The sequence below is a fragment of the Micromonospora sp. NPDC126480 genome (assembly GCF_040302465.1).
Classification (GTDB): Bacteria; Actinomycetota; Actinomycetes; order Mycobacteriales; family Micromonosporaceae; genus Micromonospora.
The window spans coordinates 20,068-42,041 of sequence record NZ_JBEORU010000036.1 but is presented as its reverse complement, the minus strand read 5'-3'; the positions used below and the strand labels follow the sequence as shown (position 1 = coordinate 42,041).

Genomic DNA, 21,974 nt, shown 5'->3' with positions numbered 1-21,974 from the left:
TCCGCTCGCGTCGCTCGGTCGTCACGCCCGCCGCCAGGCGCGGCCCTCGCGGGCCAGCAGCTCGTCGGCCGCGCGGGGCCCCCACTCACCGGCCCGGTACGGCTCCGGCTTCGTGTCCGCCCACGCGTGCTCCAGCGGGTCCACCACCGCCCAGCTCTGCTCGACCTCGGCGGCGTCCGGGAAGAGCGTGCGGTCGCCGATCAGCACGTCCAGCACCAGCCGCTCGTACGCCTCCGGACTGGCCTCGGTGAACGCCTCGCCGTACTGGAAGTCCATCGCGATGTCCCGGACCTCCATCGCGGTGCCGGGCACCTTGGAGCCGAACTTGAGCACCACACCCTCGTCCGGCTGGACCCGGATGACGAGCTGGTTGTTGCCCAGCGACTCGACGTCGGTCGCCTGGAACGGCAGGTGCGGGGCCTTCTTGAACATGATGGCGACCTCGGTCACCCGGCGGGGCAGCCGCTTGCCGGCGCGGATGTAGAAGGGCACCTCCGCCCACCGGCGGTTCTGGATGCCCAGGCGCACCGCCACGTACGTCTCGGTGGTGGAGTCCGGCGGGACGCCCTCCTCCTCGAGGTAGCCGACCGCCCGCTGCCCGGCGACCCAGCCGGGCAGGTACTGGCCGCGTACGGTGCCCTGGCTGACGTCCTTCGGCAGGGTGATCGCCTTGAGCACCTTGAGCTTCTCGGTGCGGATCTCGTCGGCGTCGAAGCTGGTCGGCTCCTCCATCGCCACCAGCGCCAGCAGCTGGAGCAGGTGGTTCTGCAGGACGTCGCGGGCCGCACCGGCCGAGTCGTAGAACCCGGCCCGGGTGCCGATGCCCACGTCCTCGGCCATGGTGATCTGCACCGAGTCGACGTACTTCGAGTTCCACAGCGGCTCGAAGAGGTTGTTGGCGAACCGCAGGGCCAGGATGTTCTGGACGGTCTCCTTGCCCAGGTAGTGGTCGATCCGGAAGACGTCCCGGCGGGTGAAGACGTCGTCGACCAGATCGTTGAGCGCCTTGGCGGACGGCAGGTCGTGCCCGAACGGCTTCTCCACCACCACCCGGCGCCACCCGCCGCACTTCTCGTTGTCGGCCATCCCGGTGCGGGCGAGCTGCTTGAGCACCACCGGGAACGCCGCCGGCGGGATGGAGAAGTAGAACGCCGCGTTGCCCGAGATGCCATGCGACTGGCGCAGGTCCTCGAGGGTGGCGGCCAGGTGGTCGAAGGCGGCGTCGTCGTCGAACGACCCGCCGACGAACTTGATGTTGCCGGCCAGCCGGGCCCACACCTCCTCCCGCCACGGGGTGCGGGCGTGCGCCTTGGCCGCCTCGTGGGCCAGCGACTCGAAGTCGCCGTCGCCCCAGTCGCGGCGGGCGAACCCGAGCACGACGAAGCCCGGGGGCAGCAGCCCCCGGTTCGCGAGGTCGTACACGGCCGGCAACAGCTTCTTGCGGGCCAGGTCCCCGGTGACGCCGAAGATCACCAGGGCGCAGGGCTCCGGGATCCTCGGCAGCCGCCGGTCCTGCGGGTCGCGTAGCGGGTTCGTCACACCGTCTCCTCGCTCCGCCTCGTCACGTCGGTCATCGTCACGCGCGCAGTGCCCCCACCGCATCCAGCAGCTGGGCCACGCCCGTGGACCGGTCGGTCAGGTGCAGCCGCAGCACCGGGCGCTCCCGGCCGGCCAGCGCCTGCCGGTCGCCGGCGGCCTGCGCCGCCTGCAGCTCCCCGAAGGTGTACGGCTTACCGGGCACCGGCAGATCAACGTCGACCGCACCGGTGATCTGAAGGAAGCTGCCCACCTGCGGGCCCCCCTTGTGGTACTGCCCCGTGGAGTGCAGGAACCGCGGACCCCATCCGAAGGTCACCGGCCGGCCGGCCACCTCGGCCAGCGCCGGCCGCAGCCGGGCCGCGTCCACGTCGGCGAACCGGTCGAGGTACGCCATCACCGCGAGGTATCCGTCGTCGCCGAGCCCGTCGACCAGCCAGCGCAGCACGCCCGCCAGGTCGCCCGGCGCGCCCGCCGGGGCGTACACCTCGATGGCCCCGTCGGTGAACGACGGCGTCTCGGCCGGCGGGCCCCCGGCCAGGATCTTGTTGGTGTTCTCCTTGCTCTCGGTGACGTTCGGCTGGTTGAACGGGTCGATGCCGAGCACCACGCCGGCGACCGCGGTCGCGTACTCCCAGGCGAGGAACTGCGCCCCGAGCGGGCCGTTGACCGCCACGTCCGGCTCGCACCCGCCGCCGGGCACCGTCCCGGGGGCCAGCGCCCCGCCGTACGTCACCGTGAGCACGTCGTCGCCGGTGGCGCCCGGGCCGGTCGGCGACTCGACGACGACCGGCAGGATGCCGACGCCCGACTTGCCGGTCGACTCGGCGATCAGCTGCTCGGCCCAGTCGCCCAGCCCGTCGATGCCGGTGCCGTCGGAGACCAGCGCGATTTTGTCCCGGCCCATGGTGGCCGCGGCGCCGAGGGCGGCGCCCAGCGCGAGCGCCGGATTGTCCCGCTCGCCGTTGAGCGAGGCGGCGAGCGCGTCGGCCTGGTCCAGCAGTTCGGCCACCTCGACACCGGCCAGCGCGGTGGGCACCAGCCCGAACGCGGTGAGCGCGGAGAACCGCCCGCCGACGTTCGGGTCGGCCAGCACGGTGAACGCGCCCATCTCGGCGGCGGTCGCCTCCAGCGGGGAGCCCGGGTCGGTGACGACGACGAAGTGTCGTCCGGCCTCCGCCTCGGTCATCCCCGCGTCCAGGAACGCCTGCCAGTACGCCCGCCGGTGGCTGTCGGTCTCCACCGTCGAGCCGGACTTGCTGGCCACCACGACGACCGTGCGCTCCAGCCGGTCGGCGAGCGCCGCCCGCACCTGCCCCGGGTCGGTGGTGTCCAGGATGGTAAGCGGCCGGCCGAGGGTACGGGCGATCACCTCCGGGGCCAGCGACGAACCGCCCATCCCGGCCAGCACCACGTGGTCCAGGTCGCCCAGCTCCGCGGTCAGCTCGGCGAGCTGGGGGAGCAGGTCCCGGCTGCGGGCGTGGGTGTCGACCCAGCCCAGCCGGATCTTCGCCTCGGCCTCCGCGTCCGGGCCCCACAGGGTCGGGTCCTTCGCGGCCAGCCGGCCCGGCACGCCGTTCGCGACGACCGCCGCCCGGGTGGAGGCCGCCGCGGCCTTGTCGACCGCGTCGGCGCCGTGCACGGTGAGACCGGCAGCCGTCTCGGCCGGCTGCGCGAGAAGCTCGCTCATGCATTTCCTCCGGCCTGCTCGGCGGCCTGCGCGTTGGGCTTGGCGGCGTCGCCCGGGTGGCCGATGCCCCGGCCGGCGGCGGCGAGCGACTTGCGGACGCCGTCGAGCAGCTCGTTCCAGCTCGTCTCGAACTTCTCGACGCCCTCGCGCTCCAGGGTCTCGATCACGTCGGTCATGTCCACCCCGACCGACGCCAGGTCCGCGAAGACCTGCCGGGCGTCGTCGTACGCCCCGGTGACGGTGTCGGCGCGGGTCTCGCCGTGTTCGGCGTACGCGTCGATCACCGACTCCGGCATCGTGTTGACCGTGCCCGGTGCGATCAGCTCCTCGACGTAGATGACGTCCCGGTAGTCCGGGTTCTTCGTCGAGGTGGACGCCCACAGGGGCCGCTGCGGGTGCGCTCCCGCGTCGGCGAGGGCCTGCCAGCGGGCGGACGAGAAGACCTCGCCGTACCGCTCGTACGCCAGCCGGGCGTTGGCGACCGCGGCCCGACCGAGCAGCGCCCGGGCCTGGTCCGAGCCGATCTTCTCCAGCCGCTTGTCGACCTCGGTGTCGACCCGTGAGACGAAGAAGGACGCCACCGAGCCGATCTTCGACAGGTCGTGGCCGTTCGCCTTCGCCTGCTCCAGGCCGGCGAGGAACGCCTCCATCACCTGCGAGTACCGGTCCAGGCCGAAGATCAGGGTGACGTTGACGCTGATCCCCTCGGCGAGAGCGGCGGTGATCGCCGGCAGGCCCGCCTCGGTGGCCGGGATCTTGATGAACAGGTTCGGCCGGTCGACAAGCCACCAGAGCGCCTTCGCCTCGGCGACGGTCTTCTCCGTCTCGTACGCCAGCCGCGGGTCCACCTCGAGCGAGACCCGCCCGTCCACGCCGGCCGTCGCGTCGTACGCGGGGCGCATCACGTCGCACGCCCACCGGACGTCGTACGCGGTCAGGTTGCGCACCGCCTCCTCGACGTCCACCCCCCGGGTGGCGAGGTCACGCAGCTGCCAGTCGTACTCGTCGGCGTCGCTCAGCGCCTTGGCGAAGATCGTCGGATTCGTGGTCACGCCGACGAGGTGCTTCTCCCGGCGCAGCTGGTCCAGCCCGCCGGAGCTCAGCCGTACCCGCGAGAGATCATCGAGCCAGACCGCCACCCCCGCGGCGGTGAGCTCACCCAACCTGTCCGTCATGCCGTCACGCTCCCCTCAGTTGCCGGTGGTGTAGCCAGTGATGTCGCCGACGCGGGCCAGCGCCGCGTGCGCGGCGGCCACGATCCGGTCGGGGGCGAACCCGAACTGCTCGAACAGCACCGAGTGCGGGGCGCTCGCCCCGTAGTGCTCCAGGCTGACGCACTCGCCGCTGTCGCCGACGAGCGCGCGCCACGACATGGCGACGCCCGCCTCGACGCTCACCCGTGCCTTTACCCCGCGTGGCAGGACCGACTCCCGGTACGCCTCGTCCTGCTCGGCGAACCACTCCTGACACGGCATCGACACCACCCGGGTGGGGGTGCCGTCGGCCTCCAGCCGCTCCCGGGCGGTGAGGCAGAGCTGCACCTCCGACCCGGTGCCGATGAGGATCACCTGCGGCTTGCCGCTCGACGCCTCGGCCAGCACGTATCCGCCGCGGGTGACCCCCTCGGCGCCGGCCAGGGCCGAGCGGTCCAGGGTCGGCAGCGCCTGGCGGCTCAGCGCCAGCGCGGTCGGCCGGTCGGTGTGCTCCAGGGCCTGCCGCCACGCCCAGGCGGTCTCGTTCGCGTCGGCGGGGCGCACCACGTCCAGGCCGGGGATCGCCCGCAACGCGGTCAGGTGCTCCACCGGCTGGTGGGTCGGGCCGTCCTCGCCGAGGCCGATCGAGTCGTGCGTCCAGACGTAGACCACCGGCAGCTTCATCAGCGCCGCCAGCCGCACCGACGGGCGCATGTAGTCGCTGAAGACGAGGAACGTGCCGCCGTACGGGCGGGTGCCGCCGTGCAGGGCGATGCCGTTGAGGATCGCTCCCATCGCGTGCTCACGGATGCCGAAGTGCAGCGTGCGGCCGTACTCGTGGCCCGGGAAGTCCTTGGTGGCGTGCACGGCCGGTACGAAGGATGGCTCGCCCTTCATCGTGGTGTTGTTGCTTTCGGCCAGGTCGGCCGAGCCGCCCCACAGCTCCGGCAGCACCGGCGCGAGCGCCTCCAGCACCTTGCCGGACGCGGCGCGGGTGGCGATGCCCTTGGCGTCGGCCGGGAACTCCGGCAGCGCGTCCGCCCAGCCCTCCGGCAGCTTCCGCCCCGCCAGCCGGTCGTACAGGGCCCTGCGCTCGGGGTTTTCCTGCGCCCACGTCTCGAAGCCGGCGGTCCACTCGCGCTGCGCCTGCGCGCCGCGCTCCATCACCTGCCGGGCGTGCTTGAGGACCTCCTCGTCGACCTCGAAGGTGCGCTGCGGGTCGAAACCGAGGATCTCCTTGGTGGCGGCGACCTCGTCGGCGCCGAGCGCGGAGCCGTGGATCTTGCCGGTGTTCTGCTTGTTGGGCGCCGGCCAGCCGATGATCGTGCGCAGCGCGATGAACGACGGGCGGCCGGTCTCGGCCCTGGCGGCCAGCAGCGCCCGGTGCAGCGCCTCCACGTCCTCGTGGTAGTCGCCCTGGTCGGCGTCGCCGCGGCGCCAGTCGACGGTCTGCACGTGCCACCCGTACGCCTCGTAGCGGGCGGCCACGTCCTCGCTCTTCGCGATGCGGGTGTCGTCCTCGATCGAGATCTCGTTGTCGTCGTAGATCACGCAGAGGTTGCCCAGCTGCTGGTGACCGGCGAGGGCGCTCGCCTCGTGGCTGATGCCCTCCTCGATGTCGCCGTCGGAGGCGATGCACCAGATGTCGTGGTCGAAGACCGAGGCGCCCGGCTCGGCCTCGGGGTCGAACAGGCCGCGCTCGCGGCGGGCCGCCATCGCCATTCCCACGGCGTTGCCGAGGCCCTGCCCGAGCGGGCCGGTGGTGGTCTCCACACCCGGGGTGTGCCCGTGCTCGGGGTGCCCGGGGGTGAGCGAACCCCACTGCCGCAGCGCCTTCAGGTCGTCCAGGCCCAGCGGGTAGCCGGAGAGGAACAGCTGGATGTAGAGCGTGAGGCTGGAGTGCCCGGCGGACAGCACGAAGCGGTCCCGCCCCGGCCAGGTCGGATCGGCGGGGTTGTGCCGCATCACGCGGTTGAAGAGCAGGTACGCCGCGGGCGCGAGGCTCATCGCGGTGCCCGGGTGACCGTTGCCGGATTTCTCGACGGCGTCCATGGCCAGCACGCGGACCGTGTCGACAGCCCGGCGGTCGAGGTCGGACCAGTTCAGCGGGGGATGCTCGGATCGGTTGGCAGCCACGTTGGTTGTGCTCCTCGGCAGATGGGCGGAACCCTCACTGGTGACCCTATCGAGCGGTCCTAAACGTCCGCCCGGGGATCTCTGCATGCTGTTCTGTACGGCTCCGGGTGGTTCCACCGTTCGATCGAGGGTGTGACGCCTCGCACCGTTGCCGGGTCGCCCGGGCAGCCAAAACGACAGCGCGTAGTGTGTGGGGCGGCGTCCGGGCCCCGAGCGGGACCGGCCGATCCGACCTCCCCCGCCGACGCCGGAAGGTGGCAATCCGTGAGCATGATCACCGAGCGCCCCGTCAGCACTCCTGCCGGGCAGCCGGTGCGCACGGCGGCCACCGAGTCAACGACCGGCCCGCGGGACCTGCGGGGCGTGGTCGCGGCGTACGTGGCGCTGACCAAGCCGCGGATCGTGGAGTTGCTGCTGGTCACGACGGTGCCGGCGATGATGCTCGCGCACGGCGGCATGCCGTCGCTGTGGCTGGTGGCCGTGGTGCTCGTCGGTGGCTCGCTCGCCGCCGGTGCGGCCAGCGTCATCAACTGCTACATCGACCGGGACATCGACCAGGTGATGCGGCGCACGAAGCGGCGCCCGTTGCCGGCGCACACCGTGTCGCCCCGCAACGCGCTGGTCTTCGGCGTGACGCTGGCGGTGGTCTCGGTCGTCCTGATGGCCGTGTTCACGAATCTGCTGGCCGCCGCTCTGACCCTGGCCGCGATCCTCTACTACGACCTGGTCTACACCCTCTGGCTGAAGCGGACCACGGCGGCGAACACGTTCTGGGGCGGGGCGTGCGGCGCCGCCCCGGTGCTGATCGGCTGGGCCGCCGTCACCGGCACGCTCGCGCCGGCGGCCTGGGCGCTGTTCGGCGTGGTCTTCTTCTGGCAGATGCCGCACTTCTACCCGCTCGCGATGAAGTACAAGGACGACTACGCGCGTGCCGGCGTACCGATGCTGCCGGTGGTGGCGTCGACCCGCCGGGTCAACGCCGAGATCCTGATCTTCGCGTGGCTGACCGTGCTGACCTCGCTCGCGGTCTGGCCGCTCGGGATGAGCGCGGTGTACGGGGTACCGACCCTGGTCGTGGGCGCCGTCTTCCTGGTCGAGGCGCACCGGCTCGCGGGCCGCGCGGCGCGGGGCGAGGCGGTCAAGCCCATGCGGCTGTTCCACTGGTCCACGACATACCTGACCATCCTGTTCGCGGCCGTCGCCCTGGACGCGCTGATCTGACCGGGTGTCGTCCGGAGCCGGACAGATCATCGCGATCGATGAGCTGTCCGGCTTTTGACAATGAGACAGAGGTATTTCGCACACATCCGGCGTGACCTGCGTGTTCACTTCTGCGCAACTTTGTCGCGGCGAAATCATGAAGGATGTACCGATATATCCCGCCAAATCGCCTGTGGTCTTCCTTAAACCTCAAGGTAATTGGCATCACAAAAGGTTCACGGAAGTCGCCCGCCCGGGTGCGAGTCTGCTTAGGCTTCGCGTCATGGCAGATGGTTCCGATACGACGCTGACGGCTGAGCAGACCGCCAACGACCCGGCCCCGAGCGGCCTGGTCGCCGGTATCAAGTCGTTCGCCGCCGGACACGGCGGGGCGAAGGCGGTCATCGAGTACGTCGGCAAGCGCGGCGCACGCATCGTCCTCGTCGGCTCCGACGGAGCCTGGGGCGACCAGTTCGCGGACGACACCGTCGTCGCGCGGCAGGCGTGCGCCAAGGCGGGAGTCACCGTCGAGAACGCCTGGGAGCGTGAACTGATGGACCAGATGCGTCCGAGCAACGACCTCTGGCGGTCGATGGCCCGGCGCACGATGGCCCGTTGAGATAACTGAATTGTCCAATCACCACCAGTCGACCCGGGGGAAACCCCGGGTCGCTCTCGTCACCTGTGCCGCCCTGCCCGAGCTGGAGGACGACGACCGCCTGGTCCTCGCTCCGCTCGCGGCCCGAGGCATCACCGCCGAGCCGGCCGTCTGGGACGACCCGGCCGTCGACTGGGCCGCGTACGACCTCGCGGTGCTCCGCTCGCCCTGGGACTACATGTCCCGGCGGGACGAGTTCGTCGCCTGGGCGGCGGCCGTGCCCACCCTGGTCAACCCGGCGGACGTCGTCACCTGGAACACCGACAAGCGCTACCTCGACGAGCTCTCGGCCGCCGGAGTGCCCACGGTGCCCACCTCCTGGGTCGCGCCCGGAGCGGAGTGGGACCTCCCCGCCGAGCACGGGGAGTACGTCCTCAAGCCCGCCATCAGCGCCGGCAGCCAGGACACCGGCAGGTACGACCTGGCCGACCCCGAGCACCGGGAACTGGCCCGGACACACGTCCGGCGGCTCGCCGCAGCCGGACGGGTCACGATGGTCCAGCCGTACCTGTCCGCGGTCGACACCGAGGGGGAGACGGCGCTGCTGTTCGTCGCCGGGCCGGACGGGCTCGCCTTCAGCCACGCCATCCGCAAGGGCGCGATGCTGACCGGCCCCGACCTGGGCGTGGACGGCCTCTACAAGCCCGAGCGGATCACCGCCCGTACCGCCACGCCGGAGCAGTTGGCGGTGGCGGAGAAGACGCTCGCGGCCGTGCCCGGCGGGCCGGACCGCCTGCTGTACGCCCGGGTCGACCTGATCCCGGGCGCCGACGGCACGCCGGTGCTGGTCGAGCTCGAGCTGACCGAGCCGTCGCTGTTCCTCGGGCACGCCGCCGGCGCGGCCGACCGCTTGGCCGACGGCATCCTCGCGCACCTCGACCGCCGCACCTGACGCGGGGACGCACCGCGCGGGGACCACAGCCCCGCCGAGCGCCCGCGCGGCAGGCCCGCCGTGCGCCCGGCAGGCCCGCCGAGCGCCCGCGCGGCAGGCAAGATCGCGCTCGAAGAGCGAAGTAGTGGCCTCTGTTGGACGGGGAGGCCACTACTTCGCACTTTCAGCACGATCTTGGCGCTTGGCGCTTGGCGCTTGGCGCTGGGCGCTGGGCGCTGGGCGCTGGGGCGCGTGCGGCGCCAGGGCGCGTGCGGCGCTTGGCGCTGCGCACGGCGCGGGGACGCGGGCGCTCGGCGTGCGGCGCGGGGCGGTGTCAGGCGTGGGCCGGGACGGAGGGCTCGGCCTCGAGGGTGGGGGTCGGGGCGGCGGCCGGGTGACGCTCGCGGGTCGACCAGAGCACCGACAGGGTCGCCAGCAGCACCAGGCAGGAGCCGAGCATGTGGGCGCCGACGAGGAGCGCCGGCAGGTCGGTGAAGTACTGCACGAATCCGATCACGCCCTGGCCGAGTTCGACGGCCACCAGCACCAGCGCCGCCCGGTAGGCGCGCTCCGCCCCGACCGCCCGGAACGCGAAGACCAGGGCCACCGAGAGGCCGATCAGCAGGAAGACCCCGTCGGCGTGGATCTGGGAGATCTGTTCCGGGTCGAGGCCGTTGCGGGCCGCTCCGCCGTCCCCGGCGTGTGGGCCGCTGCCCGTGACCCAGGTGCCGACGACCAGCACGGACGCGCTGACCGCGGTGGTGATCACGGCGAGGGTGCGCAGCGGGCCGGGCGCCGTGGGCGTGACCGGGCCGTCCGGCTCCCCGGTCCGCCGCCAGAGGGCGTACGCGGCCGCGATCACCACCATCGAGGCGAGGAAGTGCAGCCCGACCACCCACGGGTTGAGGTTGGTGAGCACGGTGACGCCGCCGATGACCGCCTGGGCCGGGATGCCGAGCAGCACGCCGACCGCGAGCGGCAGCAGGCCCCGCCGGCGGGGACGGTGCAGCAGGACGGCGACCACCACGGCGAGCGCGACGACGCCGACCGCGAAGGTGAGCAGGCGGTTGCCGAATTCGATCACTCCGTGCACGCCCATCTCGGGCGTCGTGGTGTACGACTCGTCGGTGCACCGGGGCCAGGTGGGGCAGCCGAGACCGGATGCGGTCAACCGGACGGCCCCACCGGTGACGACGATCGCGACGTTCGCGACGATGTTGGCGAACGCCAGACGGCGCAGCAGGGTGCTGGAGACCGGGAACCGGACGGCAGGAGTCACGACGCAAATCCTACGCACCGTAGTGGAACCCGATCGGGTGACTCCGCCGGCGCGGTGGTTCGGATCACCGGACCCCGGGTTTGCGGGCCCCGGGCGAATTACGTAACGTTGGCGTTGTGAAAAACGCGGCGGGGGCCTCCGGGCACTGGCCGGCGCCCGTGGGGGCCGCCGGTCAGCCGGGTGCGCTCCAGTCTGCCGCGTCCGACCTGTCGACCCGCGACCGGGTCACCCAGTTGCTCCTGGAGCGGGGCGCCACCACCGCGGCGCAGCTGGGGCACGCGCTCGGGCTCAGCCCGGCGGCGATCCGTCGGCACCTCGACGCCATGCTCGCCGAGGGGGACGTGGTCGCCCGCGAGCAGGTGGTGCGGGGGCACCGGGGGCGGGGCCGCCCGGCAAAGGTGTTCCTGCTGACCGAGGCCGCGCGGGTCCGCTGCGGCACCCACCACTACGACAACATGGCGACCGCGGCGCTGCGCTGGATCGCCCGCAGCGGCGGCTCGACGGCGGTGGCGGCGTTCGCCGCCGAGCAGGTCTCCGCGTTGGAGGCCCGGTGTCGGGCCGCCATGGAGGATGCGGGCGACGACCCGCTCGCGCGTGCCGAGGCGCTCGCGGGAGCGCTGACCGCCGAGGGCTACGCTGCGAACGCGTCCACGATCGCCTCCGGTGGCCAGTTGTGCCAGCACCACTGCCCGGTGGCGCACGTGGCCGCCGAATTCCCCCAGCTGTGCGAGGCCGAGACCGCGGTGATCTCCCGTCTGGTCGGCACCCACGTGCAGCGCCTGGCCACCATCGCGCACGGCGACGGGGTGTGCACCACGCACATCCCGGCCCAGCCGGGGCGTGCCCAGTCCGGAAAGACCGTCACCACTGTGAGGACAGATAGATGACCGAGCAGATCGTCCAGCCCCTGACCCAGGAGGAGCAGCTCGCCGCCCTCGGTCGCTACGAGTACGGCTGGGCCGACCCCGACGTGGCCGGGGCCTCCGCCCAGCGCGGCCTCAACGAGGCGGTGGTGCGGGACATCTCGGCCAAGAAGAACGAGCCGGCCTGGATGCTCGACCTGCGCCTGAAGGGCCTGCGGTTGTTCGACCGCAAGCCGATGCCGGCCTGGGGCGCCGACCTCACCGGGATCGACTTCGACAACATCAAATACTTCGTGCGGTCCACCGAGAAGCAGGCCACCAGCTGGGAGGACCTGCCCGAGGACATCAAGAACACCTACGACCGGCTGGGCATCCCGGAGGCGGAGAAGCAGCGGCTGGTCGCCGGCGTCGCGGCGCAGTACGAGTCCGAGGTCGTCTACCACAAGATCCGTGAGGACCTGGAGGAGCAGGGTGTCGTCTTCCTCGACACCGACACCGCCCTCAAGGAGCACGAGGACCTCTTCAAGGAGTACTTCGGCACGGTGATTCCGGTCGGTGACAACAAGTTCGCCGCGCTGAACACCTCCGTGTGGTCCGGTGGCTCGTTCATCTACGTGCCGAAGGGCGTGCACGTGGAGATCCCGCTGCAGGCCTACTTCCGGATCAACACGGAGAACATGGGCCAGTTCGAGCGGACGCTGATCATCGTCGACGAGGGCGCGTACGTGCACTACGTCGAGGGCTGCACCGCGCCGCTGTACTCCTCCGACTCGCTGCACAGCGCGGTCGTGGAGATCATCGTCAAGAAGAACGCCCGCTGCCGGTACACGACCATCCAGAACTGGTCGAACAACGTCTACAACCTGGTCACCAAGCGTGCCGTCTGCCACGAGGGCGCGACCATGGAGTGGGTCGACGGCAACATCGGCTCCAAGGTCACCATGAAGTACCCGGCGGTCTACATGACCGGCGAGCACGCCAAGGGCGAGGTGCTCTCGGTGGCGATGGCCGGTGAGGGCCAGCACCAGGACGCCGGCGCCAAGATGGTGCACGCCGCGCCGCACACCTCCTCGACCATCGTCTCCAAGTCGATCGCCCGGGGCGGCGGCCGCACCTCGTACCGGGGTCTCGTCCAGGTGCTGGAGGGCTCGCACAGCAGCCGGAGCACGGTCAAGTGCGACGCGCTGCTGGTCGACACCATCTCCCGCTCGGACACCTACCCGTACGTCGACATCCGCGAGGACGACGTGTCGATGGGGCACGAGGCGACCGTCTCCAAGATCAGCGACGACCAGCTCTTCTACCTGATGAGCCGGGGCCTGAGCGAGGACGAGGCGATGGCGATGATCGTCCGCGGCTTCATCGAGCCCATCGCCAAGGAGCTCCCGATGGAGTACGCGCTGGAGCTGAACCGCCTGATCGAGCTCCAGATGGAGGGCGCGGTCGGCTGACGCCGCCCGCCCGCCCGCCCGACCAGCACCAGACACCGTCGTCGCAGAACAGCAAGGAAGAGATGACTACCCAGGCTTCCGCGCCGCCCAGCACCAAGTCGCAGGCGCTCCGCTCGTACGACGTCGCCGACTTCCCGGCCCTCACCGGCCTGGAGGAGGAGTGGCGGTTCACCCCGCTCAAGCGCCTCCGCGGCCTGACCGGCGGGGCGCAGGCGGCCACCGGCACGGTCCGGCACGAGCACGGCGACCTGCCGGCCGGCGTGACCGTCGAGCGGATCGCGAAGGACGACCCGCGCGTCGGCAGTGTGCTCACCCCGATCGACCGGGTCAGCGCGCTGGCCTACGGCGGTGCGGCGGAGGCGCTGCTGGTGCAGGTCGCCCGCGAGGCCGTCGTGGCCGAGCCGGTGACCCTGCGGGTGGTCGGGCAGGGCGCGGACGGCCTGGCGCTCGGGCACACCGTCGTCGAGGTGGGGCGGTTCGCCGAGGCGACCCTCGTGCTGGAGCACGTCGGCTCGGCGACCCTCGCCGACAACGTCGAGGTGACGGTCGCTGACGGTGCCAAGCTGACCCTGGTGACCGTTGCCGACTGGGCCGACGACGCCGTGCAGGCGCAGCACCTCAAGGTCAAGCTGGGCCGCGACGCGCGGGTGCTGCACGTCCAGGTCAGCCTCGGTGGCGACCTGGTCCGCCAGTACACGACCGTCGAGTACACCGAGCGCGGCGGCGAGGCCGAGCTGTACGGCGTCTACTTCGCCGACTCGGGCCAGCACCTGGAGCACCGCCAGCTGGTCGACCACTCGGTGCCGGACTGCCGCAGCTACGTGGGCTACCGGGGCGCGCTGCAGGGCGAGAGCGCCCGCACGGTCTGGGTCGGTGACGTGCTGATCCGCGCCGAGGCGACCGGCACCGACACGTACGAGATCAACCGGAACCTGCTGCTCACCGACGGCGCGCGGGCGGACTCCGTACCCAATCTGGAGATCGAGACCGGCGAGATCGCCGGCGCCGGCCACGCGAGCGCGACCGGCCGCTTCGACGACGAGCAGCTGTTCTACCTGATGGCCCGGGGCATCCCGGAGGCCGAGGCCCGCCGCCTGGTGGTGCGCGGCTTCTTCGCCGAGCTGCTCAACAAGATCCCGGTGGAGTCCCTGCGCGAGCGCCTCGGCGAGGCGATCGAGGCGCGCCTCACGAAGGCCGGCGCCTGATGATCAAGATCTGCTCGACCGAGGACGTGCCGAAGGGCACCGCGATCAGCGCCGACGTGGACGGCACGCAGATCGCAATCGTGCACGGCGAGGACGACGTCTTCTACGCCGCCTACGACGAGTGCTCGCACGCCGCCGTCCCGCTCTCCGAGGGCGAGGTCGAGGGCTGCACGCTGGAGTGCTGGCTGCACGGTTCCCGCTTCGACCTGCGGACCGGCGAGCCGACCGGGCTGCCCGCCACCGAACCCGTACCCGTCTACCCCGTCGAGATCCGCGACGGCGACATCTACGTCAGCCTGACGCCGAGCAATGGAGTGACCCGATAATGAGCACCCTGGAGATCCGTGACCTGCAGGTGTCGGTCAAGCTGCCCGAGGGTGAGCTCAAGCCGATCCTGCACGGTGTCGACCTGACCGTTAAGTCGGGGGAGACCCACGCCATCATGGGCCCGAACGGCTCCGGCAAGTCCACCCTGGCGTACTCGATCGCCGGCCACCCGAAGTACGAGATCACCGGCGGCTCGGTGACCCTCGACGGCGAGGACGTCCTCGAGATGTCCGTCGACGAGCGGGCCCGCGCCGGCCTCTTCCTGGCCATGCAGTACCCGGTCGAGGTGCCCGGCGTGTCGGTGGCGAACTTCCTGCGCACCGCCAAGACCGCGATCGACGGCGAGGCGCCGAAGCTGCGCACCTGGGGCGGCGAGCTGCGCGGCGCCATGGAGCGCCTCCAGATGGACCCGGCGTTCGCCCAGCGCAACGTCAACGAGGGCTTCTCCGGCGGTGAGAAGAAGCGGCACGAGATCGTGCAGCTCGAGCTGCTCAAGCCGAAGATGGCGATCCTCGACGAGACCGACTCCGGTCTCGACGTCGACGCCCTCCGGGTGGTCAGCCAGGGCGTCAACCGGGTCCGTGAGACTGGCGACACCGGCCTGCTGCTGATCACCCACTACACCCGGATCCTGCGCTACATCAAGCCGGACCACGTGCACGTCTTCGTCGCCGGTCGGATCGTCGAGGAGGGCGGCCCGGAGCTGGCCGACAAGCTCGAGGAAGAGGGTTACGAGCGGTACGTCGCCGGGGCCGGTTCGGCGCGGGCCTGACCTCAAGGAAAGGTCGGTCGACGATGACGACCATCGCGATCCCGCCGGGCATGCCGCAGTACGGCGACGTGCCGCGCTACGACGTCGCCGCCGTGCGGGCCGACTTCCCGATCCTCGGACGGGAGGTCAACGGGCACCCGCTGGTCTACCTGGACAGCGCGAACACGTCGCACAAGCCACGGCAGGTGCTCGACGTGCTGCGGGAGCACTACGAGCGGCACAACGCCAACGTGTCGCGGTCGGTGCACACGCTGGGCACCGAGGCCACCGAGGCGTACGAGGCGGCGCGGGCCAAGGTCGCGGCGTTCATCAACGCCCCGAGCGTGGACGAGGTGGTGTTCACCAAGAACTCCACCGAGGCGATCAACATCGTGGCGTACGCGTTCTCGAACGCGTCGCTGCGGCCGGACGCCGACCCGCGGTTCAAGCTGGGCCCCGGTGACGAGGTGGTGATCTCCGAGATGGAGCACCACTCGAACATCGTCCCGTGGCAGCTGCTCTGCGAGCGCACCGGAGCGACCCTGCGCTGGTTCCCGGTCACCGACCACGGCCGGCTCGACGAGTCGGGCCTGGACGACCTGGTCACCGAGCGGACGAAGATCGTCTCGATGGTGCACATGTCCAACATCCTCGGGACCGTCAACGCGACGTCGCGGATCACCGCGCGGGTCCGCGAGGTGGGCGCGCTGCTGCTGCTCGACTGCTCGCAGTCGGTGCCGCACATGCCGATGGACGTCGTCGACTACGACGCGGACTTCATCGTCTTCACCGGTCACAAGATGTGCGGCCCGACCGGCGTCGGCGTCCTCTGGGGCCGGGCCGAGCTGCTCGCGGCGATGCCGCCGGTGCTCGGCGGCGGGTCGATGATCGAGACCGTGGCCCTGTCCGGGTCCACCTTCGCCGCCCCGCCGGCCCGGTTCGAGGCGGGCACCCCGCCGATCGCCGAGGCCGTGGCGCTCGGCGCGGCGGTGGACTACCTGACCGGCATCGGCATGCGGGCCATCCAGTGGCACGAGAAGCAGCTGACCGCGTACGCGTTGGACGCCCTCGCGACCGTGCCCGGGCTGCGGATCTTCGGCCCGACCGTGCCGGTGGGCCGCGGCGGCACGATCTCCTTCGCCCTGGGCGACGTCCACCCGCACGACGTCGGCCAGGTCCTCGACTCGCTCGGCGTGCAGGTGCGGGTCGGGCACCACTGCGCCCGCCCGGTCTGCACCCGCTTCGGGGTGCCGGCGACGACCCGCGCGTCGTTCTACCTCTACACCACCACCGAGGAGATCGACGCCCTGGTGGCGGGCCTGGAGCAGGTGCGGAAGGTGTTCGACTGATGCAGCTCGACCAGCTCTACCAGGAGATCATCCTGGACCACTACAAGCACCCGCACGGCCGGGGCCTGCGCGACGCGGACGACCCGGCGACCACCGTCGCCGAGGCGCACCACGTCAACCCGACCTGCGGTGACGAGATCACCGTCCGGGTGGCCACCGACGGCGAGGTGCTGCACGACGTCTCGTACGAGGGAATGGGCTGCTCGATCAGCCAGGCCTCGGCGAGCGTGCTGCACGAGCTGCTCACCGGCCGTGGGGCCGGCGAGGCGTTCTCGGTGCACGAGGCGTTCGTGGAGTTGATGTCCGGCCGTGGCCAGGTCACGCCGGACGAGGATGTGCTCGGCGACGGGGTCGCGTTCGCGGGCGTCGCCCGCTACCCCGCCCGGGTGAAGTGCGCGCTGCTGCCCTGGATGGCGTTCAAGGACGCCGCGGCACGCGCCGGCGTGGGCGTCAGCCCGACGGAGGTGAAGGCATGAGCGAGAACACCGCGACCGAGGCCACCCCGGAGGCCGGCGAGGGAACGACCGGCGCGGTCGTCCCGGGTGCCGCCGACGGCGGCGCGCCGGCGGCCGGCAAGGCCGCCGTCGCCGACATCGAGGAGGCGATGAAGGACGTCGTCGACCCCGAGCTGGGCATCAACGTGGTCGACCTGGGCCTGGTGTACGGGGTGCACGTCGACGACGAGAACGTCGCCACCCTGGACATGACCCTCACGTCGGCGGCCTGCCCGCTGACCGACGTGATCGAGGACCAGGCCCGGACCGCGCTGACCACCGGCCCGGGCGGCGGCCTGGTCAACGACATCCGGATCAACTGGGTGTGGCTGCCGCCGTGGGGCCCCGACAAGATCACTGATGAGGGGCGCGACCAGCTCCGCTCCCTCGGCTTCAACGTCTGACCGGTCCCGGCCGGTCGGATCGGGCGCGGTTCCCCACCCGGGGTGCCGCGCCCGACGCGTCGCCGGGCCCGGTCCGCGCCGCTCGCCGCTCGCCGCTCGCCGCGACCGGCGGTCGGCCGGTCCCGCCCGGACGTCATCGGAGGGTCCCGCACGCCGGAGAACCGAGGTCGCCAGCACGGAGCTGACCCGGGCCGGATATCAGTGGCCGTGCGGCGGACCGTGGCGCAGGATGGCGACGTGATCGAGACGTACCCCCGGCAGGTCCCCGTCCGCGCGGCCACCGCCGCGCGTCGACAGCGGACCGTGCCCGGGTCCGGCCCGGTCCGCCGTGCGTCGTCGTGACCGGGGCGTTCCTGGCCGGCCTCGTCGCCGGCTACGGAGTGGCGATCCCGGTGGGCGCGATCGCGGTGCTCATCATGGGACTGGCCGCGCGTACCTCGTTCCGCGTGGGCGCCGCCGCGGCGTTCGGCGTCGCCACGGCCGACGGCCTCTACGCGGCGGTCGCCGCGCTCGGCGGGGCCGCCCTGGCCGCCCTGATCACGCCGATCGCCGGCCAGATGCGGGTGGTGGCCGCTGCCGTGCTGCTCGGCCTCGCCGCGCACACCGCCTGGCGCGCCCTGCGTTCCCGGCACCGGCCGGCCACCGTCGATCCCGGCCGGCGGGGCGGTCTGGAGACGCCGCCCAGGGCGTTCGCCGGGGTGCTGGCGCTGACGCTGCTGAACCCGGCGACCGTGGTCTACTTCGCCGCGCTCGTCCTGGGCCGGCGGGACGCCGCCGACCCGGACCCGGCGGTCGCCGCGGCGTTCGTAGTCGGGGCGTTCCTGGCGTCGGCGAGCTGGCAACTGCTGATCGCCGGGGGCGGCACCCTGGTCGGTCGGGCGCTGGCCGGCCCACGCGGCCGGCTGGTCACCGCGCTGCTCTCCAGCGCCATCATCGCGGCCCTGGCCGCCGCCACACTCCTCGCGGGCTGACCACCGCACCTCCGCTCCCGGTGGCTCGCGGGGAGGGGCGGCGGCGAAGGGGTGGGTGGGGGGCGTAGGTTCGGGTCATGACCAGCCGACCCGCAGCCGGTGGTGGTCGGTGGGTGGACGTCGACCCGGCCCGGATCCGCCGCTGGATCGACGGCTTCGCCGGTCGGCACGGCCCGGCGGAAGCGACACCGGAGGCTTACGGGCTGCTGCTGGCCGCTCCGGACGGGGCGACCGCCGAACTGCACGCCCCGCCCGGTGCGCCCGCCGCCGCCGACCTCGACGGCTTCGTGGCCGCTGCGACCGCGGATCGCCGGATCGGGCTGCTGCTCGCCCGCAAGGGGGCGGTGGCGGTCGGCGTCGCCGAGGGGGAGCGGCTGCCGGTGCACAAGGTGGACACCCGCTACGTGCAGGGCCGCACCGCCGCCGGCGGGTGGTCCCAGCAGCGGTTCGCCCGGCGGCGGGACAACCAGGCGAAGGCGGCGCTTGCCGACGCGGCGGACCTGGCGGCGCGGCTTCTGCTTCCGGAGGCCGACCGCCTGGACGCGGTGGTCGTAGGCGGCGACCGGCGGGCGGTGGACGCGGTGCTGGCCGACCGGCGACTCGCCCCGCTGGCCGCACTGCGCGCCGACCGGCTGCTCGACGTCCCCGAGCCTCGGCACGCGGTGCTGCTCGCCGCGGTGACCGCCGCCCGGGCGGTCCGGATCCTCGTCCGCGACGCACCGGACCAGCCCGGTGGTAAGGAAGGGCCCCTTGTTAACACTTTGGGGTGAGAAGGGTTCCCTTCTCTACCGTAGGCGTTAACAAGGGGCCCTTCCTTGCACCTCAGAGGCCGGCGCGGAACGTGTCGCAGGACTTCGGGTCGCCGGTCTCGTAGCCCCGGGTGAACCACTCGCGGCGCTGCTGGGACGAGCCGTGCGTGAACTCGTCCGGGTTCACCGGCCGGTTGGCGCGCTCGGAGATCGCGTCGTCGCCGATCTTCTCGGCGGTGTCGATCGCCTGGGCGATGTCCTGCTCGGAGATGCTCTTGAAGATCTTCTGGCCGCTGTCGTCGGCGGTGCCGGTGGCGTTGCGCGCCCACGCGCCCGCGTAGCAGTCGGCCTGCAGTTCCAGCCGGACCGACAGCTCGTTCGCGCCGTCCGGGTCACGCTGCTGCTGGCGGCGTACCTGCTCGTTGGTGCCGAGCAGGTTCTGCACGTGGTGGCCGTACTCGTGGGCCAGCACGTACGGCTGGGCGAACTCGCCCTCGGCGCCGAGCTGCTGGGCCAGCACCTGGTAGAAGGTGAGGTCGATGTACACCTGCGCGTCGGCGGGGCAGTAGAACGGCCCCACCCCGGAGTCGGCCTGCCCGCAGGCGGTGTTGACGGCCTGGCTGAAGAAGACCGTGTCGGTGGCCCGGTACTGCTCGCCGAACGCCTCGGGCAGGGCGGTGCGCCAGTACGCCTGGATCGAGTTGACGTACAGCGTGTTGCGGCAGTCCAGCTGCTGGAGTGCGTCGTCGGCGGAGCACTTCTGCTCCAGGGAGGTGTTGTCGCCCTGCTCGCCGCCGCCGTCGATGGCCGCGTTCAGGCCGAAGCCGCCGCCGACGAGGGCGACAAGCACGGCGATGATGATGCCGACAATGCCCCCGCGCCCGCCGCCGATCGGAATGGGGATCCCGCCGACGCCACCGCCGCCCCCGGACCCCCGCCGGTCGTCCACCTGGCTGGTGTCGATCCGCGCGTTCTCGTTCAGCTCCATGTCAACCCCGATCACCGTCTGAATCCGTTTGTGGTTGCGGTACCGGACCGGGTCCGGACGTCCGTTTCGGTACCCGATGATCTTGACCGGTAATCCGGCGGGCGGGTCGGGACGCGCCCGGTACACTTGCCGCGTGCTGCTCTGCGAAGGCTGAACCGCCCCGCGCCGACGGTCCTCAGGCCCGCCGGCGCTCTCGCGTGCCCTGAGTCAGCCCTTCCAGACCTCGAGAGCGAGTCCCCCGACATGATCACTGCCACCGGCCTGGAGCTCCGTGCCGGCGCCCGGATCCTGCTGTCCGACACCACGCTGCGGGTGCAGCCCGGCGACCGCATCGGCCTGGTCGGCCGCAACGGCGCCGGCAAGACCACCACCCTGAAGGTCCTCGCCGGCGAGGGCCAGCCGTACGCCGGCCAGCTCGACCGGCGCAGCAACATCGGGTACCTCCCGCAGGACCCGCGCACCGGCGACCTCGAGGTGACCGGCCGCGACCGCGTGCTCTCCGCCCGGGGCCTCGACGTGCTGATGGCCCGGATGAAGGAACTGGAGGCGCAGCTCGCCGAGGCGGCCGACGACAAGCTGGTCCGCCGCTACGGCGCGCTCGAGGACCAGTTCGCCTCCCTGGGCGGGTACGCCGCCGAGGCGGAGGCGGCCCGCATCTGCGCCAACCTCGGGTTGCCGGACCGGGCCCTGGCGCAGCCGATCGGGACCCTCTCCGGTGGCCAGCGCCGCCGTATCGAGCTGGCCCGGATCCTGTTCCGCGACGCGGGTGACAACGGCGGCGGCATCCTCCTGCTCGACGAGCCGACCAACCACCTGGACGCCGACTCGATCACCTGGCTGCGCGGGTTCCTCGCCAACCACAAGGGCGGCCTGATCGTGATCTCGCACGACGCGTCGCTGCTGGAATCGGTCGTGAACAAGGTCTGGTTCCTGGACGCCACCAGGTCGGTGGTGGACGTCTACAACCTCGGCTGGAAGGCGTACCTGGAGGCGCGGGAGACCGACGAGCGGCGCCGCCGCCGGGAGCGGGCCAACGCCGAGAAGAAGGCCGGCGCCCTGATGGCGCAGGCCGACAAGATGCGGGCCAAGGCCACCAAGACGGTCGCCGCGCAGAACATGGCCCGGCGGGCCGAGCGGCTGCTGTCCGGCCTGGACGAGGTACGCGTCGCCGACAAGGTGGCGAAGGTGCGGTTCCCGACCCCGGCGGCGTGCGGGAAGACCCCGCTGACCGCCACGGGGCTGTCGAAGTCGTACGGGTCGCTGGAGATCTTCACCGACGTGGACGTCGCCGTGGACCGCGGCTCCCGGGTGGCCATCCTCGGGCTCAACGGCGCGGGCAAGACCACCCTGCTGCGGATCCTGGGCGGGCTGCTGGAGCCGGACACCGGCGAGGTACGGCCGGGGCACGGGCTGCGGCTGGGCTACTACGCCCAGGAGCACGAGACGCTGGAGGTGGAGCGGACCATCCTCGAGCACATGCGCAGCGCGGCCCCGGAGCAGAGCGACACCGACCTGCGGAAGATCCTCGGCGCGTTCCTGTTCTCCGGCGAGGACGTGGACAAGCCCGCCGGCGTGCTCTCCGGCGGGGAGAAGACCCGGCTGGCCCTGGCCACCCTGGTCTGCTCCGGTGCCAACGTGCTGCTGCTCGACGAGCCCACGAACAACCTCGACCCGGTCAGCCGCGAACAGGTGCTCGACGCCATCGCGCGTTACCCGGGGGCGATCGTGCTGGTCACGCACGACCCCGGCGCGGTGAGCGCCCTCAAGCCGGACCGGGCGATCCTGCTGCCCGACGGCGACGAGGACGCCTGGAGCGACGACCTTCTGGAACTGGTCGAGCTGGCCTGACCGGGGTTCCC

General features: G+C 72.0%; 20 protein-coding genes. 14 read left to right on the top strand and 6 right to left on the bottom strand.

Annotated features, from left to right (window positions below; all coding sequences use genetic code 11):
- Window positions 1-21 precede the first annotated feature (21 nt).
- The 4 genes from zwf to tkt are packed head-to-tail and all read right to left on the bottom strand — an operon-like array spanning window position 22 to window position 6,555.
- Window positions 22-1,539, bottom strand: a complete 1,518-nt coding sequence (gene zwf / locus ABTW87_RS26455; RefSeq protein WP_350653740.1) for a glucose-6-phosphate dehydrogenase — start codon at window positions 1,537-1,539, stop codon at window positions 22-24.
- Window positions 1,540-1,576: 37 nt separating this feature from the next.
- A complete protein-coding gene (locus ABTW87_RS26450) occupies window positions 1,577-3,226 on the bottom strand; it encodes a phosphoglucose isomerase-related protein (RefSeq protein ID WP_350653739.1) in 1,650 nt (549 codons plus the stop codon).
- Entirely contained in the window at window positions 3,223-4,401 is a 1,179-nt protein-coding gene (gene tal / locus ABTW87_RS26445) for a transaldolase (protein WP_350653738.1), read from the bottom strand. The genes ABTW87_RS26450 and tal overlap by 4 nt, the downstream gene beginning before the upstream one ends.
- 15 nt (window positions 4,402-4,416) lie before the next feature.
- A complete protein-coding gene (gene tkt / locus ABTW87_RS26440; protein ID WP_350653737.1) occupies window positions 4,417-6,555 on the bottom strand; it encodes a transketolase in 2,139 nt (712 codons plus the stop codon).
- Window positions 6,556-6,819: 264 nt separating this feature from the next.
- On the opposite strand from tkt, the gene ABTW87_RS26435 reads away from it, so the two are divergent.
- From ABTW87_RS26435 to ABTW87_RS26425, 3 genes are all read left to right on the top strand, one after another.
- Window positions 6,820-7,776: a heme o synthase gene (locus tag ABTW87_RS26435; RefSeq protein ID WP_350653736.1), complete on the top strand. Its 957-nt coding sequence runs from the start codon at window positions 6,820-6,822 to the stop codon at window positions 7,774-7,776.
- A 262-nt stretch (window positions 7,777-8,038) separates the two neighbouring features.
- Window positions 8,039-8,374, top strand: a complete 336-nt coding sequence (locus ABTW87_RS26430) for a hypothetical protein (RefSeq protein WP_350653734.1) — start codon at window positions 8,039-8,041, stop codon at window positions 8,372-8,374.
- A gap of 10 nt (window positions 8,375-8,384) precedes the next feature.
- Window positions 8,385-9,305 carry an ATP-grasp domain-containing protein gene (locus ABTW87_RS26425; RefSeq protein ID WP_350653733.1) on the top strand — a complete coding sequence of 307 codons (921 nt, stop codon included), beginning with the start codon at window positions 8,385-8,387 and terminating at the stop codon, window positions 9,303-9,305.
- A gap of 313 nt (window positions 9,306-9,618) precedes the next feature.
- Here ABTW87_RS26425 and ABTW87_RS26420 read toward each other — a convergent pair whose 3' ends face one another.
- Window positions 9,619-10,581 (bottom strand): COX15/CtaA family protein, encoded by a 963-nt coding sequence (locus tag ABTW87_RS26420; RefSeq protein ID WP_350653732.1) that lies wholly within the window; start codon window positions 10,579-10,581, stop codon window positions 9,619-9,621.
- Window positions 10,582-10,679: 98 nt separating this feature from the next.
- On the opposite strand from ABTW87_RS26420, the gene ABTW87_RS26415 reads away from it, so the two are divergent.
- From ABTW87_RS26415 to ABTW87_RS26370, 10 genes are all read left to right on the top strand, one after another.
- Complete coding sequence (locus ABTW87_RS26415) at window positions 10,680-11,450, top strand: helix-turn-helix transcriptional regulator (protein ID WP_350653731.1); 771 nt, start codon at window positions 10,680-10,682, stop codon at window positions 11,448-11,450.
- Complete coding sequence (gene sufB, locus ABTW87_RS26410) at window positions 11,447-12,877, top strand: Fe-S cluster assembly protein SufB (protein WP_350653729.1); 1,431 nt, start codon at window positions 11,447-11,449, stop codon at window positions 12,875-12,877. The genes ABTW87_RS26415 and sufB overlap by 4 nt, the downstream gene beginning before the upstream one ends.
- Window positions 12,878-12,939: 62 nt before the next feature.
- The gene (sufD, locus tag ABTW87_RS26405) at window positions 12,940-14,082 is read left to right on the top strand and encodes a Fe-S cluster assembly protein SufD (protein ID WP_350653727.1); all 1,143 of its coding nucleotides are present in this window, start codon (window positions 12,940-12,942) and stop codon (window positions 14,080-14,082) included.
- Window positions 14,082-14,408, top strand: coding sequence for a non-heme iron oxygenase ferredoxin subunit (locus ABTW87_RS26400; RefSeq protein WP_350653726.1), 327 nt, complete (start codon window positions 14,082-14,084; stop codon window positions 14,406-14,408). The genes sufD and ABTW87_RS26400 overlap by 1 nt, the downstream gene beginning before the upstream one ends.
- Window positions 14,408-15,181, top strand: coding sequence for a Fe-S cluster assembly ATPase SufC (gene sufC / locus ABTW87_RS26395; protein WP_350653725.1), 774 nt, complete (start codon window positions 14,408-14,410; stop codon window positions 15,179-15,181). Before ABTW87_RS26400 ends, sufC begins: the two co-directional genes overlap by 1 nt.
- A gap of 23 nt (window positions 15,182-15,204) precedes the next feature.
- Window positions 15,205-16,509 (top strand): cysteine desulfurase, encoded by a 1,305-nt coding sequence (locus tag ABTW87_RS26390; RefSeq protein ID WP_350653724.1) that lies wholly within the window; start codon window positions 15,205-15,207, stop codon window positions 16,507-16,509.
- Complete coding sequence (sufU, locus tag ABTW87_RS26385; protein ID WP_350653723.1) at window positions 16,509-16,985, top strand: Fe-S cluster assembly sulfur transfer protein SufU; 477 nt, start codon at window positions 16,509-16,511, stop codon at window positions 16,983-16,985. The genes ABTW87_RS26390 and sufU overlap by 1 nt, the downstream gene beginning before the upstream one ends.
- Window positions 16,982-17,407 (top strand): metal-sulfur cluster assembly factor, encoded by a 426-nt coding sequence (locus ABTW87_RS26380; protein ID WP_350653722.1) that lies wholly within the window; start codon window positions 16,982-16,984, stop codon window positions 17,405-17,407. The genes sufU and ABTW87_RS26380 overlap by 4 nt, the downstream gene beginning before the upstream one ends.
- A gap of 338 nt (window positions 17,408-17,745) precedes the next feature.
- Window positions 17,746-18,378 (top strand): LysE family transporter, encoded by a 633-nt coding sequence (locus tag ABTW87_RS26375; protein WP_350653721.1) that lies wholly within the window; start codon window positions 17,746-17,748, stop codon window positions 18,376-18,378.
- A gap of 77 nt (window positions 18,379-18,455) precedes the next feature.
- Window positions 18,456-19,148 (top strand): acVLRF1 family peptidyl-tRNA hydrolase, encoded by a 693-nt coding sequence (locus tag ABTW87_RS26370; RefSeq protein WP_350653720.1) that lies wholly within the window; start codon window positions 18,456-18,458, stop codon window positions 19,146-19,148.
- A 52-nt stretch (window positions 19,149-19,200) separates the two neighbouring features.
- On the opposite strand, the gene ypfJ is transcribed toward ABTW87_RS26370, so the two are convergent.
- Window positions 19,201-20,115, bottom strand: a complete 915-nt coding sequence (gene ypfJ / locus ABTW87_RS26365; RefSeq protein ID WP_350653770.1) for a KPN_02809 family neutral zinc metallopeptidase — start codon at window positions 20,113-20,115, stop codon at window positions 19,201-19,203.
- Window positions 20,116-20,358: 243 nt separating this feature from the next.
- Between ypfJ and ABTW87_RS26360 the strand changes: the two genes are divergently transcribed.
- Window positions 20,359-21,963 carry an ABC-F family ATP-binding cassette domain-containing protein gene (locus ABTW87_RS26360; RefSeq protein ID WP_350653719.1) on the top strand — a complete coding sequence of 535 codons (1,605 nt, stop codon included), beginning with the start codon at window positions 20,359-20,361 and terminating at the stop codon, window positions 21,961-21,963.
- Window positions 21,964-21,974 lie beyond the last annotated feature (11 nt).

Coding starts and splice junctions, on each gene's coding strand:
- ABTW87_RS26450 (WP_350653739.1), bottom strand. CDS start 3,226: ATGAGCGAGCTTCTCGCGCAGCCGGCCGAGACGGCTGCCGGTCTCACC.
- tal (WP_350653738.1), bottom strand. CDS start 4,401: ATGACGGACAGGTTGGGTGAGCTCACCGCCGCGGGGGTGGCGGTCTGG.
- ABTW87_RS26430 (WP_350653734.1), top strand. CDS start 8,039: ATGGCAGATGGTTCCGATACGACGCTGACGGCTGAGCAGACCGCCAAC.
- sufB (WP_350653729.1), top strand. CDS start 11,447: ATGACCGAGCAGATCGTCCAGCCCCTGACCCAGGAGGAGCAGCTCGCC.
- sufD (WP_350653727.1), top strand. CDS start 12,940: ATGACTACCCAGGCTTCCGCGCCGCCCAGCACCAAGTCGCAGGCGCTC.
- ABTW87_RS26400 (WP_350653726.1), top strand. CDS start 14,082: ATGATCAAGATCTGCTCGACCGAGGACGTGCCGAAGGGCACCGCGATC.
- sufC (WP_350653725.1), top strand. CDS start 14,408: ATGAGCACCCTGGAGATCCGTGACCTGCAGGTGTCGGTCAAGCTGCCC.
- ABTW87_RS26390 (WP_350653724.1), top strand. CDS start 15,205: ATGACGACCATCGCGATCCCGCCGGGCATGCCGCAGTACGGCGACGTG.
- sufU (WP_350653723.1), top strand. CDS start 16,509: ATGCAGCTCGACCAGCTCTACCAGGAGATCATCCTGGACCACTACAAG.
- ABTW87_RS26380 (WP_350653722.1), top strand. CDS start 16,982: ATGAGCGAGAACACCGCGACCGAGGCCACCCCGGAGGCCGGCGAGGGA.
- ABTW87_RS26370 (WP_350653720.1), top strand. CDS start 18,456: ATGACCAGCCGACCCGCAGCCGGTGGTGGTCGGTGGGTGGACGTCGAC.
- ypfJ (WP_350653770.1), bottom strand. CDS start 20,115: ATGGAGCTGAACGAGAACGCGCGGATCGACACCAGCCAGGTGGACGAC.
- ABTW87_RS26360 (WP_350653719.1), top strand. CDS start 20,359: ATGATCACTGCCACCGGCCTGGAGCTCCGTGCCGGCGCCCGGATCCTG.